The sequence below is a fragment of the Pseudomonas sp. P42 genome, assembly GCF_017973755.1.
In the GTDB taxonomy this organism is placed as follows: domain Bacteria; phylum Pseudomonadota; class Gammaproteobacteria; order Pseudomonadales; family Pseudomonadaceae; genus Aquipseudomonas; species Aquipseudomonas iridis.
On sequence record NZ_JACOPU010000001.1, the window covers coordinates 918,834 to 933,521 of the forward strand.

The following is a 14,688-nucleotide window of genomic DNA, read 5'->3' on the forward strand; positions in this document are numbered from 1 at the left end:
TAAATACCCTGCCCGCTGGAGCGGGGCGGGTGTCGCCTGTTACCATTCGCCGCTTATTGATCTTTGCTTTTCATTCTTTTCGAGACATGCCATGACCACCGTCCGCACTCGCATCGCGCCATCGCCTACCGGGGATCCCCATGTAGGTACCGCTTACATCGCATTGTTCAACTACTGCTTTGCCAAGCAGCATGGCGGTGAGTTCATCCTGCGGATCGAAGACACCGATCAGTTGCGTTCGACCCGCGAGTCCGAACAGCAGATCTTCGACGCCCTGCGCTGGCTCGGCATCGAGTGGAGCGAAGGCCCGGACGTCGGCGGCCCGCACGGCCCGTATCGCCAGAGCGAGCGTGGCGATATCTACCAGAAATATTGCCAGCAACTGGTTGAGCTGGGTCACGCTTTCCCGTGCTTCTGCACGGCAGAAGAGCTGGACCAGATGCGCGCCGAGCAACAGGCGCGTGGCGAAACTCCACGTTACGACGGCCGCGCGCTGCTGCTGTCCAAAGAAGAAGTTGCCGCACGTCTGGCCGCTGGCGAGCCTCACGTGATCCGCATGAAAGTGCCGAGCGAAGGCGTCTGCGTGGTGCCGGACATGCTGCGTGGTGATGTCGAGATCCCGTGGGACCGCATGGACATGCAAGTGCTGATGAAGACCGACGGCCTGCCGACGTACTTCCTCGCCAACGTGGTCGACGATCACTTGATGGGCATCACCCACGTACTGCGCGGCGAAGAATGGCTGCCGTCGGCGCCAAAACTGATCCTGCTTTACGAGTACTTCGGCTGGGAACAACCGGAGCTGTGCTACATGCCGCTGCTGCGTAACCCGGACAAGAGCAAGCTGTCCAAGCGCAAGAACCCGACCTCGGTGACTTTCTACGAGCGCATGGGCTTCATGCCGGAAGCGATGCTCAACTACCTGGGCCGCATGGGCTGGTCGATGCCGGACGAGCGCGAAAAGTTCTCGCTTCAGGAAATGGTCGACAACTTCGACCTCAAGCGTGTGTCCCTCGGCGGACCGATCTTCGACATCGAGAAACTGTCGTGGCTCAATGGCCAGTGGCTGCGTGATCTGCCGGTCGAAGAGTTCGCCAGCCGTTTGCAGACCTGGGCACTGAACCCGGAATACATGATGAAGATCGCGCCGCACGTGCAGGGCCGTGTTGAAACCTTCAGCCAGGTCGCACCGTTGGCCGGGTTCTTCTTCGCCGGCGGTGTTAATCCGGATGCCAAGCTGTTTGAATCGAAAAAGCTCTCGGGTGATCAGGTTCGGCAGTTGATGCAGTTGATTCTGTGGAAGCTGGAAAGCCTGCGTCAGTGGGAGAAGGACAGCATCACCGCGACGATTCAGGCGGTGGTTGAGTCGCTGGAGCTGAAACTGCGTGATGCGATGCCGTTGATGTTCGCGGCAATCACCGGGCAGGCGAGTTCGGTGTCGGTGCTCGATGCGATGGAAATCCTCGGGCCGGACCTGACCCGCTTCCGTCTGCGTCAGGCGATCGACCTGCTGGGCGGCGTGTCGAAGAAAGAAAACAAAGAGTGGGAAAAACTGCTGGCCGCCATCGCCTGATTCCCCTGTTGGCGTGGCGGCACGCTGCGATCTTTTGACGTTGGTTTTTAAAAACAGGATCAAAAGATCGCAGCCTTTGGCAGCTCCTACCGTTCTGCGCAGGTTGTAAACCTCCCGAATTTACGGGGGGAGGGCGGTAAGTGATTGTTATGTCGGCAAAAAACTTTGATTTTTTTTAAAAATAAGTTTGACAGCCCTCCGAAGCGCCATTAAGATTCGCCCCGTCCTCAGCGATGACATCAACGATGAGGGGCTATAGCTCAGCTGGGAGAGCGCCTGCATGGCATGCAGGAGGTCAGCGGTTCGATCCCGCTTAGCTCCACCAATTTACACTTCAAGGTCTGGCCACACCGGCCTTGAAGCGATCAACACTCAGCGTTGATCAGTTGTATAGAAGGGTTTGCGTCCCCTTCGTCTAGTGGCCTAGGACACCGCCCTTTCACGGCGGTAACAGGGGTTCGAGTCCCCTAGGGGACGCCAGTTTTACAGAAGTGATGTTGCAAGATGTCACTCCGCCGCGAGGCGAAAAATCCGGGGCTTTAGCTCAGCTGGGAGAGCGCCTGCATGGCATGCAGGAGGTCAGCGGTTCGATCCCGCTAAGCTCCACCAATTTTACAAGTTCAAGGTCTGGCCACACCGACCTTGAATCGATCAGCTCTCAGCACTGATCAGTTGTATAGAAGGGTTTGTGTCCCCTTCGTCTAGTGGCCTAGGACACCGCCCTTTCACGGCGGTAACAGGGGTTCGAGTCCCCTAGGGGACGCCACGATTACCCGCTCTGCGGGATTTTATAAGGGTCATTCAATTATTGAATGGCCCTTTTGTTTGTCTGGCGTTTGGCCAACTCTCCTTTTTCCTTACACTGTGCTTCAGACCAGCGGTCATATCCTTGACTTGCAGAATATTATTATGAGAATAATATTCTAGTCGTAATATTCGGAGGCGACGATGAACGATAAAAAAGCTCAAACCCGCGAACGCATCCTCAAGGCTGCCAGCGCCGCACTGATCCAGCGCGGCCCGGCAGACCCAAGCGTGGGCGAAGTGATGGGCGCAGCCGGCCTGACGGTCGGTGGCTTCTATGCGCACTTCGAAAGCAAGGACGCGATGATGCTCGAAGCGTTCAAGCAGTTGCTGGGCCGGCGTCGCGACCTGATTGCCGACATGGACACCGAATTGACTGGCGAAGAGCGCCGCGCGCTGGTCGCTGCGTTCTACCTGTCGCGCAAGCACCGCGATTCCAGCGAATCGGCCTGTCCGATTCCTGCCTCCATTGGCGAGCTGGGTCGTTTGCCGGAGTCGTTCCGCATCGCGCTGAACGAACACCTGGAATTGATGATTGCGCAGTTGGCGTCCAGCCCTGAGGACACCGACAAAGCCCTGGCCGATGTGGCCTTGATGGTGGGTGGTCTGGCACTCGCAAGAGCGCTCGGCCCGGGAGACTTATCCGATCGATTGCTGCGCGCCGCCAAGTCGGCGGTGCGTTGACCTGAAGGCAGCACGCCTGAGGAGAGAGCGATGAACACGTTGAAGTGGGTTCGTGGCGTAAATGGCACCTTGGGCTGGATTGCACCGCAACGGGTGGCGAGTAAAATGCGCTTGGCGTTCATGACGCCGCGCGCGTTGCCCTTGCGCGATTGGGAGTTGCCGCTGCTGGCCAACTCAGAGCGAATCACTTTGCGCTTCGGCCTCTCCGCACTGCGTTGGGGGCACGGTCCGACGGTGCTGCTGATGCACGGTTGGGAAGGGCGACCCACTCAATTTGCTGCGCTGATCACCGCTCTGGTCGACGCCGGTTACACGGTGGTTGCGCTCGATGGCCCGGCACATGGTCGGTCGCCGGGGCGTGAGGCCAACGTTGTGTTGTTTGCCCGCGCCATGCTTGAAGCTGCCGCCGAACTGCCGCCCTTGCAAGCTGTTATCGGTCACTCCATGGGCGGCGCCAGTGCGATGCTCGCCGTGCAATTGGGCCTGCGCACCGAAACCCTCGTCAGCATTGCTGCCCCCGCCCGCATTCTTGGCGTGCTGCGCGGATTTGCCCGCTACGTGGGGATGCCGCCCCGAGCGCGTTCCGCATTCATTCGCCAGGTCGAGCAAGATGTCGGCATGCGCGCCGCCACCCTCGACGTCGCGCACTATCAACTGGATATGCCCGGGCTGATCGTGCATGCCGAGGACGACAATTTTGTCTCGGTCAAGGAATCGCAATTGATCCACGAATCCTGGTTCGACAGCCGCTTGTTGCGCCTCGAAAGCGGTGGTCATCAACGCGTGCTGGCCGACCCTCGGGTGATTGATGGCGTGTTATCACTGCTGACCGGTCGCAGCCTTCAGGCGCGCCAATCGGCGTGAGCATCCGTTACAATGCCCCGGTTGAATAATCTGCGGGAGTGGGGCATGGGCTGGGATCGGGCGACGCCGTTTACCATTGATCTGCAAGTAGGCGCCGAGGACATCGACGGGCTGGGGCACGCCAACAACGCGGTGTACGTGACCTGGCTTGAACGTTGCGCCTGGCGCCATTCGCAACGTCTGGGGCTGGATCTGGTCGAGTACCGGCGGCTGGATCGCGCAATGGCCGTGGTGCGCCACGAGATCGATTACCTGGCAGCGGCCTATGAAGGCGAAGAGCTGCAATTGGCGACCTGGATCGTCGATTGGGATCAACGTTTGAAAATGACCCGGCATTTCCAGCTGATCCGCCCAAGTGACCACGCGACGCTGCTGCGCGCCCAGACCACGTTCGTCTGCATCGAACTGTCCACCGGCAAGCCCAAGCGCATGCCGGCGGAGTTCATCGAAGGCTATGGCCCGGCGATCCAAACCCCAGAGTCAGCGTAAATCCCTGTAGGTGGTCGTGGGTTTAACCTGCGCAATCCAGTAAACTGCCGCACGTTTTTCCTCAAGTAGTGTTTTCCCCATGCAAATTGCTCTGGCGCCCATGGAGGGGTTGGTCGACGACATCCTTCGCGACGTGCTGACCCGCGTTGGCGGCATCGACTGGTGCGTGACCGAATTTATTCGCGTCAATGACCAGTTGCTCACCCCAGCCTACTTCCACAAGTTCGGCCCGGAACTGCTCAACGGTGCCCGCACCGCGTCCGGCGTGCCGTTGCGTGTGCAGCTGTTGGGTTCTGACCCGGTGTGTCTGGCGGAAAACGCTGCGTTGGCCTGCGAACTCGGCTCCGAAGTGATCGACCTCAACTTCGGCTGCCCGGCCAAAACAGTCAATAAATCCCGTGGCGGTGCGGTGCTGCTCAAAGAGCCCGAACTGCTCAACCAGATCGTCGAGCAGGTGCGTCGCGCCGTGCCTGCGCACATTCCCGTCACGGCCAAGATGCGTCTGGGCTTCGACAGCCCGGATGGCTCGCTCGTCTGTGCCACGGCACTGGCCGAAGGCGGCGCCGAGCACATCGTGGTTCACGCCCGGACCAAGATGGACGGTTACAAACCGCCTGCGCACTGGGAATGGATCCCGCGCGTGCAGGAAGTGGTCAAGGTGCCGGTTTTCGCCAATGGTGATATCTGGAGCGTCGAGGACTGGCGTCGTTGCCGCGAAATCAGCGGCGTGGAAGACATCATGCTCGGTCGTGGTCTGGTTTCGCGGCCGGATCTGGCCAGGCAAATCGCTGCTGCACGCGCCGGTGAGGAAGTGGTCGAGATGACCTGGGCCGAGCTGCTGCCACTGATCCAGGATTTCTGGTTGCAAGCCAAAGCGCAGATGACCGCACGTCAATCGCCGGGCCGTTTGAAGCAGTGGCTGGCCATGTTGACCCGCAATTACCCTGAAGCCACCGAGCTGTTTACCGTGCTGCGCCGTGAGACGGAACTGGATCACGTCTCGCGTTTACTTGGTCTGCCGGTCGCCGAAGTGGCCTGAAAAAAATCTGCAAATACTCTCTTGAAATCAAATCAGCGGTCCCTATCTAAGGGTTACGCGATGCCGAATTCGGGTCGCGGAGATAAAAAACCTTGCTGATTGTTTTCAGGAGATTTGAACCATGAGTACTGCATTTTCCCTCGCGCCACTGTTCCGTTCCTCGGTGGGTTTCGACCGCTTCAACGACCTGTTCGAAACGGCCCTGCGCAACGAACCAGGCAGCAGCTATCCACCCTACAACGTGGAAAAACACGGTGACGATCAATACCGCATCGTCGTAGCCGCCGCCGGTTTCCAGGAAGAAGACCTGGAGCTGCAAGTCGAGAAGGGCGTGTTGACCATCAGTGGCGGCAAGCGTGACGCCAACGAAGACGTGACCTTCCTGCACCAGGGCATCGCCCAGCGTGCTTTCAAGCTGTCCTTCCGTCTGGCCGATCACATCGAGATCAAGGCTGCCGATCTGAGCAACGGTCTGCTGAGCATCGACCTGTTGCGAGTGATCCCGGAAGAGGCGAAGGCCAAACGCATCCCGATCAACGGGACGCAAAAACCGGTTCTGCAGCACTGATTCACGCGAAGACACACAATCGTCTGAACAAGCGATGAGCCGCTGAACGAAGGCCCCGATACGTCGGGGCCTTTTTTGTGCGCGCTGCAAAAGTGTTCGCAGCGTTTGCCGCTATCGGCACGGCTCTTTACAATCCGCGCAGTTTTGCCGACCCCATTTCTCGCCGGTCGGCCTGGAGCCTTTTTCATGGATGAGATTCAACAGCGTTGGCTGTGCGCCCTGTCTGCACCGATGGTGGCGCTCAATCCCCGCGCCGAATACGACGAGCCGGCGTTTTACTCCGCACCGGAATTTATCGATTTGCAATGCAGCTGGGGTATCAATGACCGGCCGCAATTGTTGAGCATGTTCGAGCGCATGACCGACAACGGTCATGCCAGGCACCTTAAAGGCGCCTATCACGCGTGGCAGCGCTGCCTGCCCGGCGAATGGCGGGCGCTGCTGGAAACCCTTGAACCGCGTGAGCGCATTCTGTACGAGTTCGCCAGTCGCACTTTTGGCGAATGCGGGCCGGGCGGCATTCTGTCCTGGGACTATGGCCGCATGGGTTTCCTGCTGCGTTGCGCGGTGCGCAACCAATGGATTGATATGCCCGAAAGCACTTGGCTGCACGGACGGTTGGCGGTCAGGGCGCAGTATCACTACAGCAGCTGGAAATCCTATTTCAACGGATTTTTGATAGGTCGCGGATTCTGGGGGAGTGAGAACGAGGGCAACGACACCTTTGCCTGCGAGCTGGATCGACAGGGCGAGAACCCCAACAGCGTGCAAATCGCTCGTGGCCTCCAACAGAACATGCCGGTTTTTCTGGAAAACCTGCCTTGGCAACTGGACCTCGACTTGCCGCAACGTCCCGAATCGCTCAAGGAGTTCGACTGGTCATGAGTTGCTGGATCCGCTTGGGCATCGAACCCACCACCGACGAAACCCTCATTCGCAACGCCTACCGCACGCGCCTGCCGGAACATCACCCGGAGAGCGATCCCGAAGGTTTTCAGGCGCTGCGCATGGCCTACGAAAAAGCGCTTCGTCTGGCACGCGAGGGCGATGAAGAAGAACCAGAAGAATTCGAGGAATATGAAGAGCCGGAACAGACAATCATCGAGGTGCCGCAGGCCTTCGTGGATTTCTGCGAGTTGCTTGACGATCCTCTACGGCGCTTCGACTTCGCAGCCTGGCAGTCGTTTATCCGAGGTCTGGATCAACTGCCTCTCGAGTCTCTCGATGACCTCAGTTGGGGCTTGTACCATCGGCTGGCTGACGCCGGGCCGCTGTCCTATCGTTGCGCGAACCTGTTGGCCGAACGCATGGCTTGGGACCAGCAATTGCTGGATCTGTCGTTTGACGACGCTCAGCGTGTTGAAGCGTTTCTGCAACGGATCAAGGCGGGTGATCCGTTCGATACGGATCTGATGAGCGCCTGGTCAGAAGCAGCGCAGACCGAATCCCTGTGGTATGCGCGCAGTCTCGATTTCATCTTCGCCCAGCGTCCGCTCCATGAGTTCGCCGACTTTGCCAGTCGGCACACCTGCCTGCCGTTGCCGAACGATGAAACGTACATCAAGCGGCTCGTGACGCAGTTCACTCAGGCGGGCATGGGAGGGGCAGGGCTGCTGCAGTGTTGCAAAGAGCAGCAGGGCAAAAACCCTGAGGATGTCGATTGGCTCTACCTGCTCGCCTGTCAAAGCACTCTACTGGGCCTGGACGATCAGGCGTGGCCGTGCTGGATCCGGCTCTGGCAGGAGTATCGTCATCCGACGGCCGAAAGCCACTTGATGGTAATTTGCGCAGAACGTCAGCCGGACTTTCTGCCGCTGCTGATTCAGGCATTTGATCGAGCGCAGGTTTTCAGTGACTGGTCCCGCGAACTCGACCATGTCAGTCAGCAATATGGCAGCCCTTCACAAAGACCGGAAACCCTGGCGCGATGGATGGGCATTGGCAGTCTCGAACTTCAGGGTCTGGCCAAGGCCTTCGTCGACTGGCGCATGAGCGACGATGAGCTGCCGTTGCTGGCACTGTTGCTTGGCAATCATGACGACCCAAGGTTGCAGCGACTCTATCGACATGCCTGGGCACTGCATCGCGGTGACGTGCCGCTGTTACAGCAAATGCTCGACGAACCGTTGTCGGTGGATGCCCTTGAGGCGTTGGTGCTGAGCGGATTCAAGCAACAGGCTGAGCAGCATGTGCGTTGGTTGACGCAAGCACCGATCCCGTTGGCGATGAGCGCCTACACCGATGCGAACGCGGATTCGCCCCAACTGCCCGAAGCCCTGAAGGAAGGTTTTGCGCACAGCCTCTGCCGACTCTGGTTACGCAGATTGCGTCCTTACAGTCGCACCGCGCTCGAGCGCATTGCCGAAGATTTCAAACTGAACGATGCGCACGCCACCCTCGATTTGTCAGAGCTGGCGCTGCTGCTGCAACTAAGCCAGGGCGATGTGCAGTGGCCGCCGCCGGGGGCGGCAGAGGCGCTGTGGCAATGGCACGCTCAAACGCTGTTTCTGTTGGCATTGCTGGGGCAAACCGAGCGTTGGTTGCCATTGATCGACGCGCGATGGCTGGAGCAACTGCCCTACAACCCGACCCATCCGCTCAGCCGATTGCAGCCGTTGTTGCAACGCTTACTGCGTGAGCAAGGTAACTGCGAGGGCTTGCTCGGCCTGCTGCAAACGGCGGACCCGGTGCATGCGCTGCTGGCCCGACAAATGTGCGGTGTGCAGGAAGCGCTTGCCAGCCTGCGACTGTTGAGCAACGACCGCCTGTTCGAATGCATGCGCAGCGATCTGAGTGCATTTGACGATGATCTGCTGGGACGAATGCTCCTGACGGCAGTGCTCTATCACTGCGGACTGTTTGACGCCAAGCAGCGGCGCTTTCTGCTCGACAGAATTACCGAAATCGTCAATCCCCAGGATTGGTTCGACGGTTTCCGCCACAGTCTGATCAAAGGCGAGCCGGCGCGCCCACCACGCGAGGCTCTGGAAGACGAAGGCGTTAACGACATCGACGCGTTTTACCTGGCGCTCGATGTGCTCAAGGACCTGGTGCTTTACGGCAATGCCGGCGTGCCACGCCAGAAAGCCCTGATGCGCCTGCAACGCGCCAAGGACAATACGCAGAACGGGCTCGGTTTACGGTTTGCCTTCAGCGCATTGCTGTCGTGGTCCGAACGCTTGTTGATGGCCAAGGCCGACACACGTCCGGTCGCCGCCACGGCGTTCTGGCGCCTGGGCACACGGTTAGGGCGTGAGGCATTTGTCGGGCAAGTGATCGGAATCGTATTGCTGACGCCGCTGTTGGCATTGTTCAGTGGCTCAATGACTTCGGCCTTCGTCGTGTTGGCCGTGGCGCTGCTGCTGTTGCTCAGCGCCATGCTGCGGCGCCTGCACGACATGGGCCGAGGCGTCGCGACCTTTCTGATACTCGCGGGGCTGACGCCGGTTTTACCGTTTCTGCCGCTGGTGCTGTTCGGTTTTCCTGGCGAGAAGCTGCCCAACCGTTACGGCGTGCCACCGGAGAGTTTCCGTGAGGATCCATTGTCCGGTGGATTGCAGGCAGCGTTGCGCCGGCTCATTGGCTAGAGGCGCAACTCATCCAGCGCGCTGTTGAGCTGTGCGCGGTGGCTGGCGATCTCTGACGATTGCTGGCCGCCGAGCACGGTGGTGAAACTGTGCAGCCATTCGGCAATGCGCTCGCGCTCCGTCCCCAGGCTCTGCATCCATGCGCGCTCCAGACGTGCCAGCAGCGTGCGGTTGGGTAATGCATCGCGCGGGTGAACCTTGAGTGCGGCGAGCCGGTCATGACTGTTTTGTCGGGCCTGTTCATCGAGTCCGGTGGGGCTGCGGTCGATGCTGTGACTGTACCGTGCACCTGTTTCCAGCAGCGTGACGTCAACTTCGAGCAAGCCATTGATGTCGTAGCTGAAACGCACATCCAGTTGCTGCATGTGCTCGGTGGGCATCAGCGTGACATCGAAAGCGTCGATAAGAATGTTGTCGCGTACCCATGGACGTTCGCCCTGATACACCGCAATGCGGATTTTTTCCTGCCGCGGATGCGTCGTGTAATAGCGCTCCACCCGAGACGTTGGAATGATGGTGTTGCGTTCGATGATGGGCGAGAAGGCGCCTTCGATACCCTTGCCGCGCATGGTCTCGATGCCCAGTGTGTAAGGGCAGACGTCCGTCAGGATCAGCTCTTCCACCGCACCGTCGCGCGCCTTGCACGCCGCTTGCGTCGCCGCGCCGAGCGCGACAAGGGTGTCGGGATCCAGATGACGATAAGGCAGGCGCCCGAACAGCGTGGCGACCATCTGCTGCACCGCCGGCATTCGCGTGGCACCGCCCACCAATACCAGGCTGTCGAGATCACGGGGCTTGAGCCGGGCATCGCGCAGGGCTTGTTCGATCGGTGCGCGCAAGCGGCCGAGCAGTGGTTCCCAGATCTTCACCGCAGCGGCTTCATCCAGCGACCATTCAAATGTCTTGTCTGCATGGCGCCAGCTCAAATGCTGCGTGCCTTCACCGAGTTTGCACTTGAGCTGCTCCAGCGCATCACCCAGGCTGGCCATACCCTGTGCATCGACCATTGACGGGGTCAATTGCCAGGCCTTGAGGCAGGCCTGCAACAGCGCGGCGGTGAAGTCTTCGCCGCCGAGGAAATTGTCGCCGGTGGACGCATGCACTTCAATCAGCGGCAGCGCATATTCCAGCACCGTGACATCGAAGGTGCCGCCGCCCAGATCGAAAATCAGCGTGCGTTCGAATTTCTGCTCGTGCAGCCCATAGGCCATGGCGGCAGCGGTCGGCTCGTTGATCAGGCGCGTCACGGACAAACCAGCCAGTTCGGCGGCAAACAGCGTGCGTTTGCGTTGCTCGTCACTGAAATACGCCGGTACGGAAATCACTGCTTCGGATACCGGGTGGCCGAGAAAGGCTTCGGCGTCCTGTTTGAGTGAGCCGAGCACCAGTGCCGACAATTCTTCGGGGCTGAACTGACGACTGCCCAGTTCAATCTGCTTGTCGCTGCCCATGAAGCGCTTGAAAGCCGCGGCGCTGCGTTCCGGGTGCGTGGTCAGTCGGGCGCGCGCAGCTTTGCCGACCAGAATCGTGTCGTCCTCATCGAGGCTGATCACCGATGGGGTCAGCACGTCGCCGAGGGCGTTGGGAATCAACCGGGCCTGACCGTCCTGCCAGACGGCGATAAGACTATTGGTGGTGCCAAGGTCGATGCCCAGCAGGGCCGGGCGTGGGAGGGTTGCATCCTGCATGATTGATCTCGAAACGGCGCAAAAAGCGCGACCCTACAGGTTGCCGCCAACACTGGCAATTGTTGGCCGGGTGCAAGCTGAGCGCGTTATGTCAGCAGCTTTTTCAAGTCCTCCAGCGGCAATGGCCGACTGTGCAGATACCCTTGGTACAAATGGCAACCCAGGCCCTGCAAAAACTCAAGCTGCTCCGGGGTTTCCACGCCTTCGGCGATTACTTCGAGTTTCAGGCTGCGGGCCATGGCGACGATGGCGCGGATGATCTCCGCGTCGTTCGGGTCAGTGGTCGCATCGCGGATAAACGACTGATCGATTTTCAACGTGTCCACCGGCAAGCGCTTGAGGTAAGTCAGCGATGAATAACCGGTGCCAAAGTCGTCCATGGCGAAACTCACACCGAGCTTTTTCAGGCGGCGCATCTTGCTGATGGTGTCCTCCAGGTTCTGGATGACGATGCCTTCGGTGATCTCCAGTTTCAGCAGCGAGCAAGGCAGGCCGTGGCTGACCATGCTTTGTTCGATACGCTCGACGAAGTCGTTCTGGCGGAACTGGCGCGGGCTGATGTTGACGCACAAGCTGAAATTGAGCGGGTCGACCAGTTGCAGGGCGATCAGTTGTTTGAACGCCGAGCAGGCTTCATCGAGTATCCATGTGCCGACTTCCAGAATCAGACCGCTGTCTTCCAGAACCTTGATGAACTCGGTCGGTGACTGTGCGCCGAGTTTCGGGTGGTTCCAGCGCACCAGGGCTTCGGCGCCGATGATGCGGTTGTTCTGCGCGTCGATTTGCGGCTGGAAATGCACCCTGAATTCGCCGCGCGATAGCGCCAGGCGCAAGTCGGTCTCCATGCGTAGACGTTCGCTGGCCGCTTTCTGCATGGTGTTGTGATACATCTGCGTGGTGTTGCGCCCGGAATCCTTGGCTCGGTACAAGGCAATGTCGGCACGCTTGAGCAGGTCGGTCGGGGTAGAGCCGTGATCCGGGATCAGCGCCACGCCGATGCTCGGTGTGACTTGCAGGCGCTGGCCGTCGAGGAACATCGGTTCCGAGAGCAGTTCACGAAGGGTGTCGGCCAGTTCGCGTACCTGCAAGCTGACTTCATTGCGCGTGCCCTCCAGGCCACTGAGCAACACCACGAATTCATCGCCGCCCAGGCGCGCCACCGTATCCTCCATGCGCACACTGGCTTCGAGCCGCGCCGTGATGATCTTCAGCACCGTGTCGCCGACCGGATGGCCGAGTGAGTCATTGATGTGCTTGAAGTGATCGAGATCGAGAAACAGCAAGGCGCCGCGCAGGTTGTGGCGTTTGAGCAGGGCGATCTGCTGGCTCAGTCGATCCATCAACAACGCACGGTTGGGCAGGTTGGTCAGCGGGTCGTGGTAAGCCAGATGGCGGATTTGTGCTTCAGCGTTTTTCAACAGACTGACGTCTCGAGCTGTCAGCAGCAGGCAAGCCGTTTCATTCAGGTTGATCGGCTCCACCGAGACTTCCACCGTGAGGATTTCCCCGCGCTTGTTGCGCCCGAGCATTTCCTGATGGTGCACGCGGCCCTTGATCTGCAATTCGGCGAGCAGGGCCGAACGTTGTTTCTCCTCGGCCCAGATCCCGACCTGATACACGGTTTTACCCACCACTTCATCGGCGCGATATCCGGTGAGGCGACAGAAACCGTCGTTGACCTCCAGATAGCGCCCGGTGTCGCGCTCGGTGATGGTGATGGCGTCGGGGCTGGAGTGAAACGCCTTGGCGAACTTCTCTTCACTGGCCTTGAGTGCCGCTTCCGAACGTTGCTGCTGGGTGATATCGCGCAATGTGGTGACGATGCACGGTTGATCGCCAACGCTGATCTGCCGACTGGAAATCACGCAGGTCAACGACTGGCCGTCCTTGTGCTGGACGATGATCGCGACATTGCTCAGGCCTTGTTCGCGGATCACCCGTTCGATGCGCTGCAGACTTTTCGCCGATGCGTCCCACAGGCCGATGTCTTCGGCGGTGCGGCCGATTACGTCGGCGGCGCTCCAGCCAAAGGTCTGGGTGAAACTGTTGTTGATTTCGATGAACTCGCCGCTGTCCTGACGGGTGACGCAGATCGGGTCGGGGCTGACCTGGAACAGCGTGGCGAATTTCTCTTCCGAGGCCACTAGGCGTTGTTCGCGCTCGACCTGATCGGTGATGTCGAGCAAAGTGCCGGCCATGCGCAACGGCGCGCCATTGTCGTCCCGATAGAGGCGGGCGCGGCTTTCCAGATAACGTGAGCTGCCGTCCGGCAATTGCACGCGATACGTCAGTTGGTAATTGCCCGCCGGGCCTTCGCGCAGGCTGCGATAGGCGTCGCGCATGCTGTCGCGCTCCTCGCCGGGCACACCTTCGAAAAACTCGTCGAACGATTCATGGAACGGTTTCGGGTCCAGTCCGTGCAATTGCGCCGCGCGTGCCGAGCCATAGAGCATGCCGCTGGGAATGTGCCAGTCCCACGTGCCGAGCTGCGCCGAGTCGAGCGCCAGGTCGAGGCGTTCCTGGCTGTCTTTCAAGGCGTGTTCCGCAGCTTTGCGCTCGGTGGTGTCGAGGAACGTGCTCAGCAGATAAGGCTGGCCTTCGAGTTCGACCTTTTGCGCACTGAGAATGCCGTCATGGATCTGCCCGTTACTGGCGCGAAACTGCACTTCCATGCTGATCAGTTCACCCTTGGCCTTGGTCTTTTTGACCAGTTCGCCGCGCTGCTCAGGGTGCACCCACAGGCCCAGTTCCAGCGTGGTGCGGCCAATCGCGCTTTGCACCGGCCAGCCGAACAGGCTTTCGAAATACTGGTTGGCTTCGCTGATCAAACCGTCTTCCTGGCGGGTCAGCAGCACCATGTTCGGGCACAGATGAAACAGCGTGGCGAAACGTTTCTCCGAACTGCTCAGGGCTTGTTCGCGTTGCCGCTGGTGCGTGATTTCGCGAATCACCCCAATCATTCGGGGGCGGCCGTTTTTGTCTGGCAGCAGGCTGCCGTTGATCTCCAGCCAATGCAGGCTGCCATCGGGCCAGCGGATGCGGTGATGCATCGCCTGTTCCAGCGGGGCGCCGGCAATTACCGCGTGGAAGGCGCGCACGGTTTTTGCCCGGTCTTCGGGTGGCAGCAAATCCAGGTATTCGAGATCTTCCGGCAGCGGCTGGCGCGGATCGAAACCGAACAAGGCCTGCGTGCCCCGTGACCAACTGATCTGACCGCGCTCGATATCCCAATACCAGGCGCCGAGCCGCGCACCGTTCAGCGCTGCGAGCAATTGCGGCGCGCTCTCCCAGCTCTGCTCGGAATGTCGCGGGTCAATCGCTTGAATGCGCGGCATCGGCGGAATTCGGTCAACAGATTTCGGCATTATCGACAGGCCTTGAGCGGGTGGTGG

10 protein-coding genes and 4 tRNA genes are annotated in these 14,688 nt (G+C 59.8%); 12 read left to right on the plus strand and 2 right to left on the minus strand.

Annotated elements, in window-relative coordinates:
• Positions 1–91: 91 nt before the first annotated feature.
• From gltX to H8B20_RS04160, 12 genes are all read left to right on the plus strand, one after another.
• Positions 92–1,573, plus strand: a complete 1,482-nt coding sequence (gene gltX, locus H8B20_RS04105; protein WP_210622422.1) for a glutamate--tRNA ligase — start codon at positions 92–94, stop codon at positions 1,571–1,573.
• A 249-nt stretch (positions 1,574–1,822) separates the two neighbouring features.
• Positions 1,823–1,898 (plus strand) — tRNA-Ala (locus H8B20_RS04110).
• 79 nt (positions 1,899–1,977) lie between these two features.
• Positions 1,978–2,053 (plus strand) — tRNA-Glu (locus H8B20_RS04115).
• A 53-nt stretch (positions 2,054–2,106) separates the two neighbouring features.
• Positions 2,107–2,182: transfer RNA gene (locus H8B20_RS04120), tRNA-Ala, on the plus strand.
• Between the two features lie 81 nt (positions 2,183–2,263).
• A tRNA-Glu gene (locus tag H8B20_RS04125) sits at positions 2,264–2,339 on the plus strand.
• A 182-nt stretch (positions 2,340–2,521) separates the two neighbouring features.
• Positions 2,522–3,061, plus strand: coding sequence for a TetR/AcrR family transcriptional regulator (locus H8B20_RS04130; RefSeq protein ID WP_150594676.1), 540 nt, complete (start codon positions 2,522–2,524; stop codon positions 3,059–3,061).
• A gap of 30 nt (positions 3,062–3,091) precedes the next feature.
• Positions 3,092–3,925: an alpha/beta fold hydrolase gene (locus H8B20_RS04135; RefSeq protein ID WP_042558594.1), complete on the plus strand. Its 834-nt coding sequence runs from the start codon at positions 3,092–3,094 to the stop codon at positions 3,923–3,925.
• 45 nt (positions 3,926–3,970) lie between these two features.
• Entirely contained in the window at positions 3,971–4,414 is a 444-nt protein-coding gene (locus tag H8B20_RS04140; protein WP_210622525.1) for an acyl-CoA thioesterase, read from the plus strand.
• 79 nt (positions 4,415–4,493) lie between these two features.
• On the plus strand, positions 4,494–5,453 hold the full coding sequence (locus H8B20_RS04145; protein ID WP_210622423.1) for a tRNA dihydrouridine synthase: 960 nt from the start codon (positions 4,494–4,496) through the stop codon (positions 5,451–5,453).
• A gap of 121 nt (positions 5,454–5,574) precedes the next feature.
• On the plus strand, positions 5,575–6,021 hold the full coding sequence (locus H8B20_RS04150; protein WP_042558597.1) for an Hsp20 family protein: 447 nt from the start codon (positions 5,575–5,577) through the stop codon (positions 6,019–6,021).
• 186 nt (positions 6,022–6,207) lie between these two features.
• Entirely contained in the window at positions 6,208–6,906 is a 699-nt protein-coding gene (locus H8B20_RS04155) for a DUF1266 domain-containing protein (RefSeq protein ID WP_210622424.1), read from the plus strand.
• Positions 6,903–9,608, plus strand: coding sequence for a J domain-containing protein (locus tag H8B20_RS04160; protein WP_210622425.1), 2,706 nt, complete (start codon positions 6,903–6,905; stop codon positions 9,606–9,608). Before H8B20_RS04155 ends, H8B20_RS04160 begins: the two co-directional genes overlap by 4 nt.
• On the opposite strand, the gene H8B20_RS04165 is transcribed toward H8B20_RS04160, so the two are convergent.
• Both H8B20_RS04165 and H8B20_RS04170 read right to left on the minus strand, forming a co-directional pair.
• The gene (locus H8B20_RS04165; RefSeq protein ID WP_115147580.1) at positions 9,605–11,296 is read right to left on the minus strand and encodes a molecular chaperone HscC; all 1,692 of its coding nucleotides are present in this window, start codon (positions 11,294–11,296) and stop codon (positions 9,605–9,607) included. The two genes, H8B20_RS04160 and H8B20_RS04165, sit on opposite strands and share 4 nt — an antisense overlap.
• Positions 11,297–11,382: 86 nt before the next feature.
• A complete protein-coding gene (locus H8B20_RS04170; RefSeq protein ID WP_210622426.1) occupies positions 11,383–14,661 on the minus strand; it encodes a sensor domain-containing protein in 3,279 nt (1,092 codons plus the stop codon).
• Between the last annotated feature and the right edge of the window lie 27 nt (positions 14,662–14,688).

Coding starts and splice junctions, on each gene's coding strand:
- gltX (WP_210622422.1), top strand. CDS start 92: ATGACCACCGTCCGCACTCGCATCGCGCCATCGCCTACCGGGGATCCC.
- H8B20_RS04130 (WP_150594676.1), top strand. CDS start 2,522: ATGAACGATAAAAAAGCTCAAACCCGCGAACGCATCCTCAAGGCTGCC.
- H8B20_RS04135 (WP_042558594.1), top strand. CDS start 3,092: ATGAACACGTTGAAGTGGGTTCGTGGCGTAAATGGCACCTTGGGCTGG.
- H8B20_RS04140 (WP_210622525.1), top strand. CDS start 3,971: ATGGGCTGGGATCGGGCGACGCCGTTTACCATTGATCTGCAAGTAGGC.
- H8B20_RS04145 (WP_210622423.1), top strand. CDS start 4,494: ATGCAAATTGCTCTGGCGCCCATGGAGGGGTTGGTCGACGACATCCTT.
- H8B20_RS04150 (WP_042558597.1), top strand. CDS start 5,575: ATGAGTACTGCATTTTCCCTCGCGCCACTGTTCCGTTCCTCGGTGGGT.
- H8B20_RS04155 (WP_210622424.1), top strand. CDS start 6,208: ATGGATGAGATTCAACAGCGTTGGCTGTGCGCCCTGTCTGCACCGATG.
- H8B20_RS04160 (WP_210622425.1), top strand. CDS start 6,903: ATGAGTTGCTGGATCCGCTTGGGCATCGAACCCACCACCGACGAAACC.
- H8B20_RS04165 (WP_115147580.1), bottom strand. CDS start 11,296: ATGCAGGATGCAACCCTCCCACGCCCGGCCCTGCTGGGCATCGACCTT.
- H8B20_RS04170 (WP_210622426.1), bottom strand. CDS start 14,661: ATGCCGAAATCTGTTGACCGAATTCCGCCGATGCCGCGCATTCAAGCG.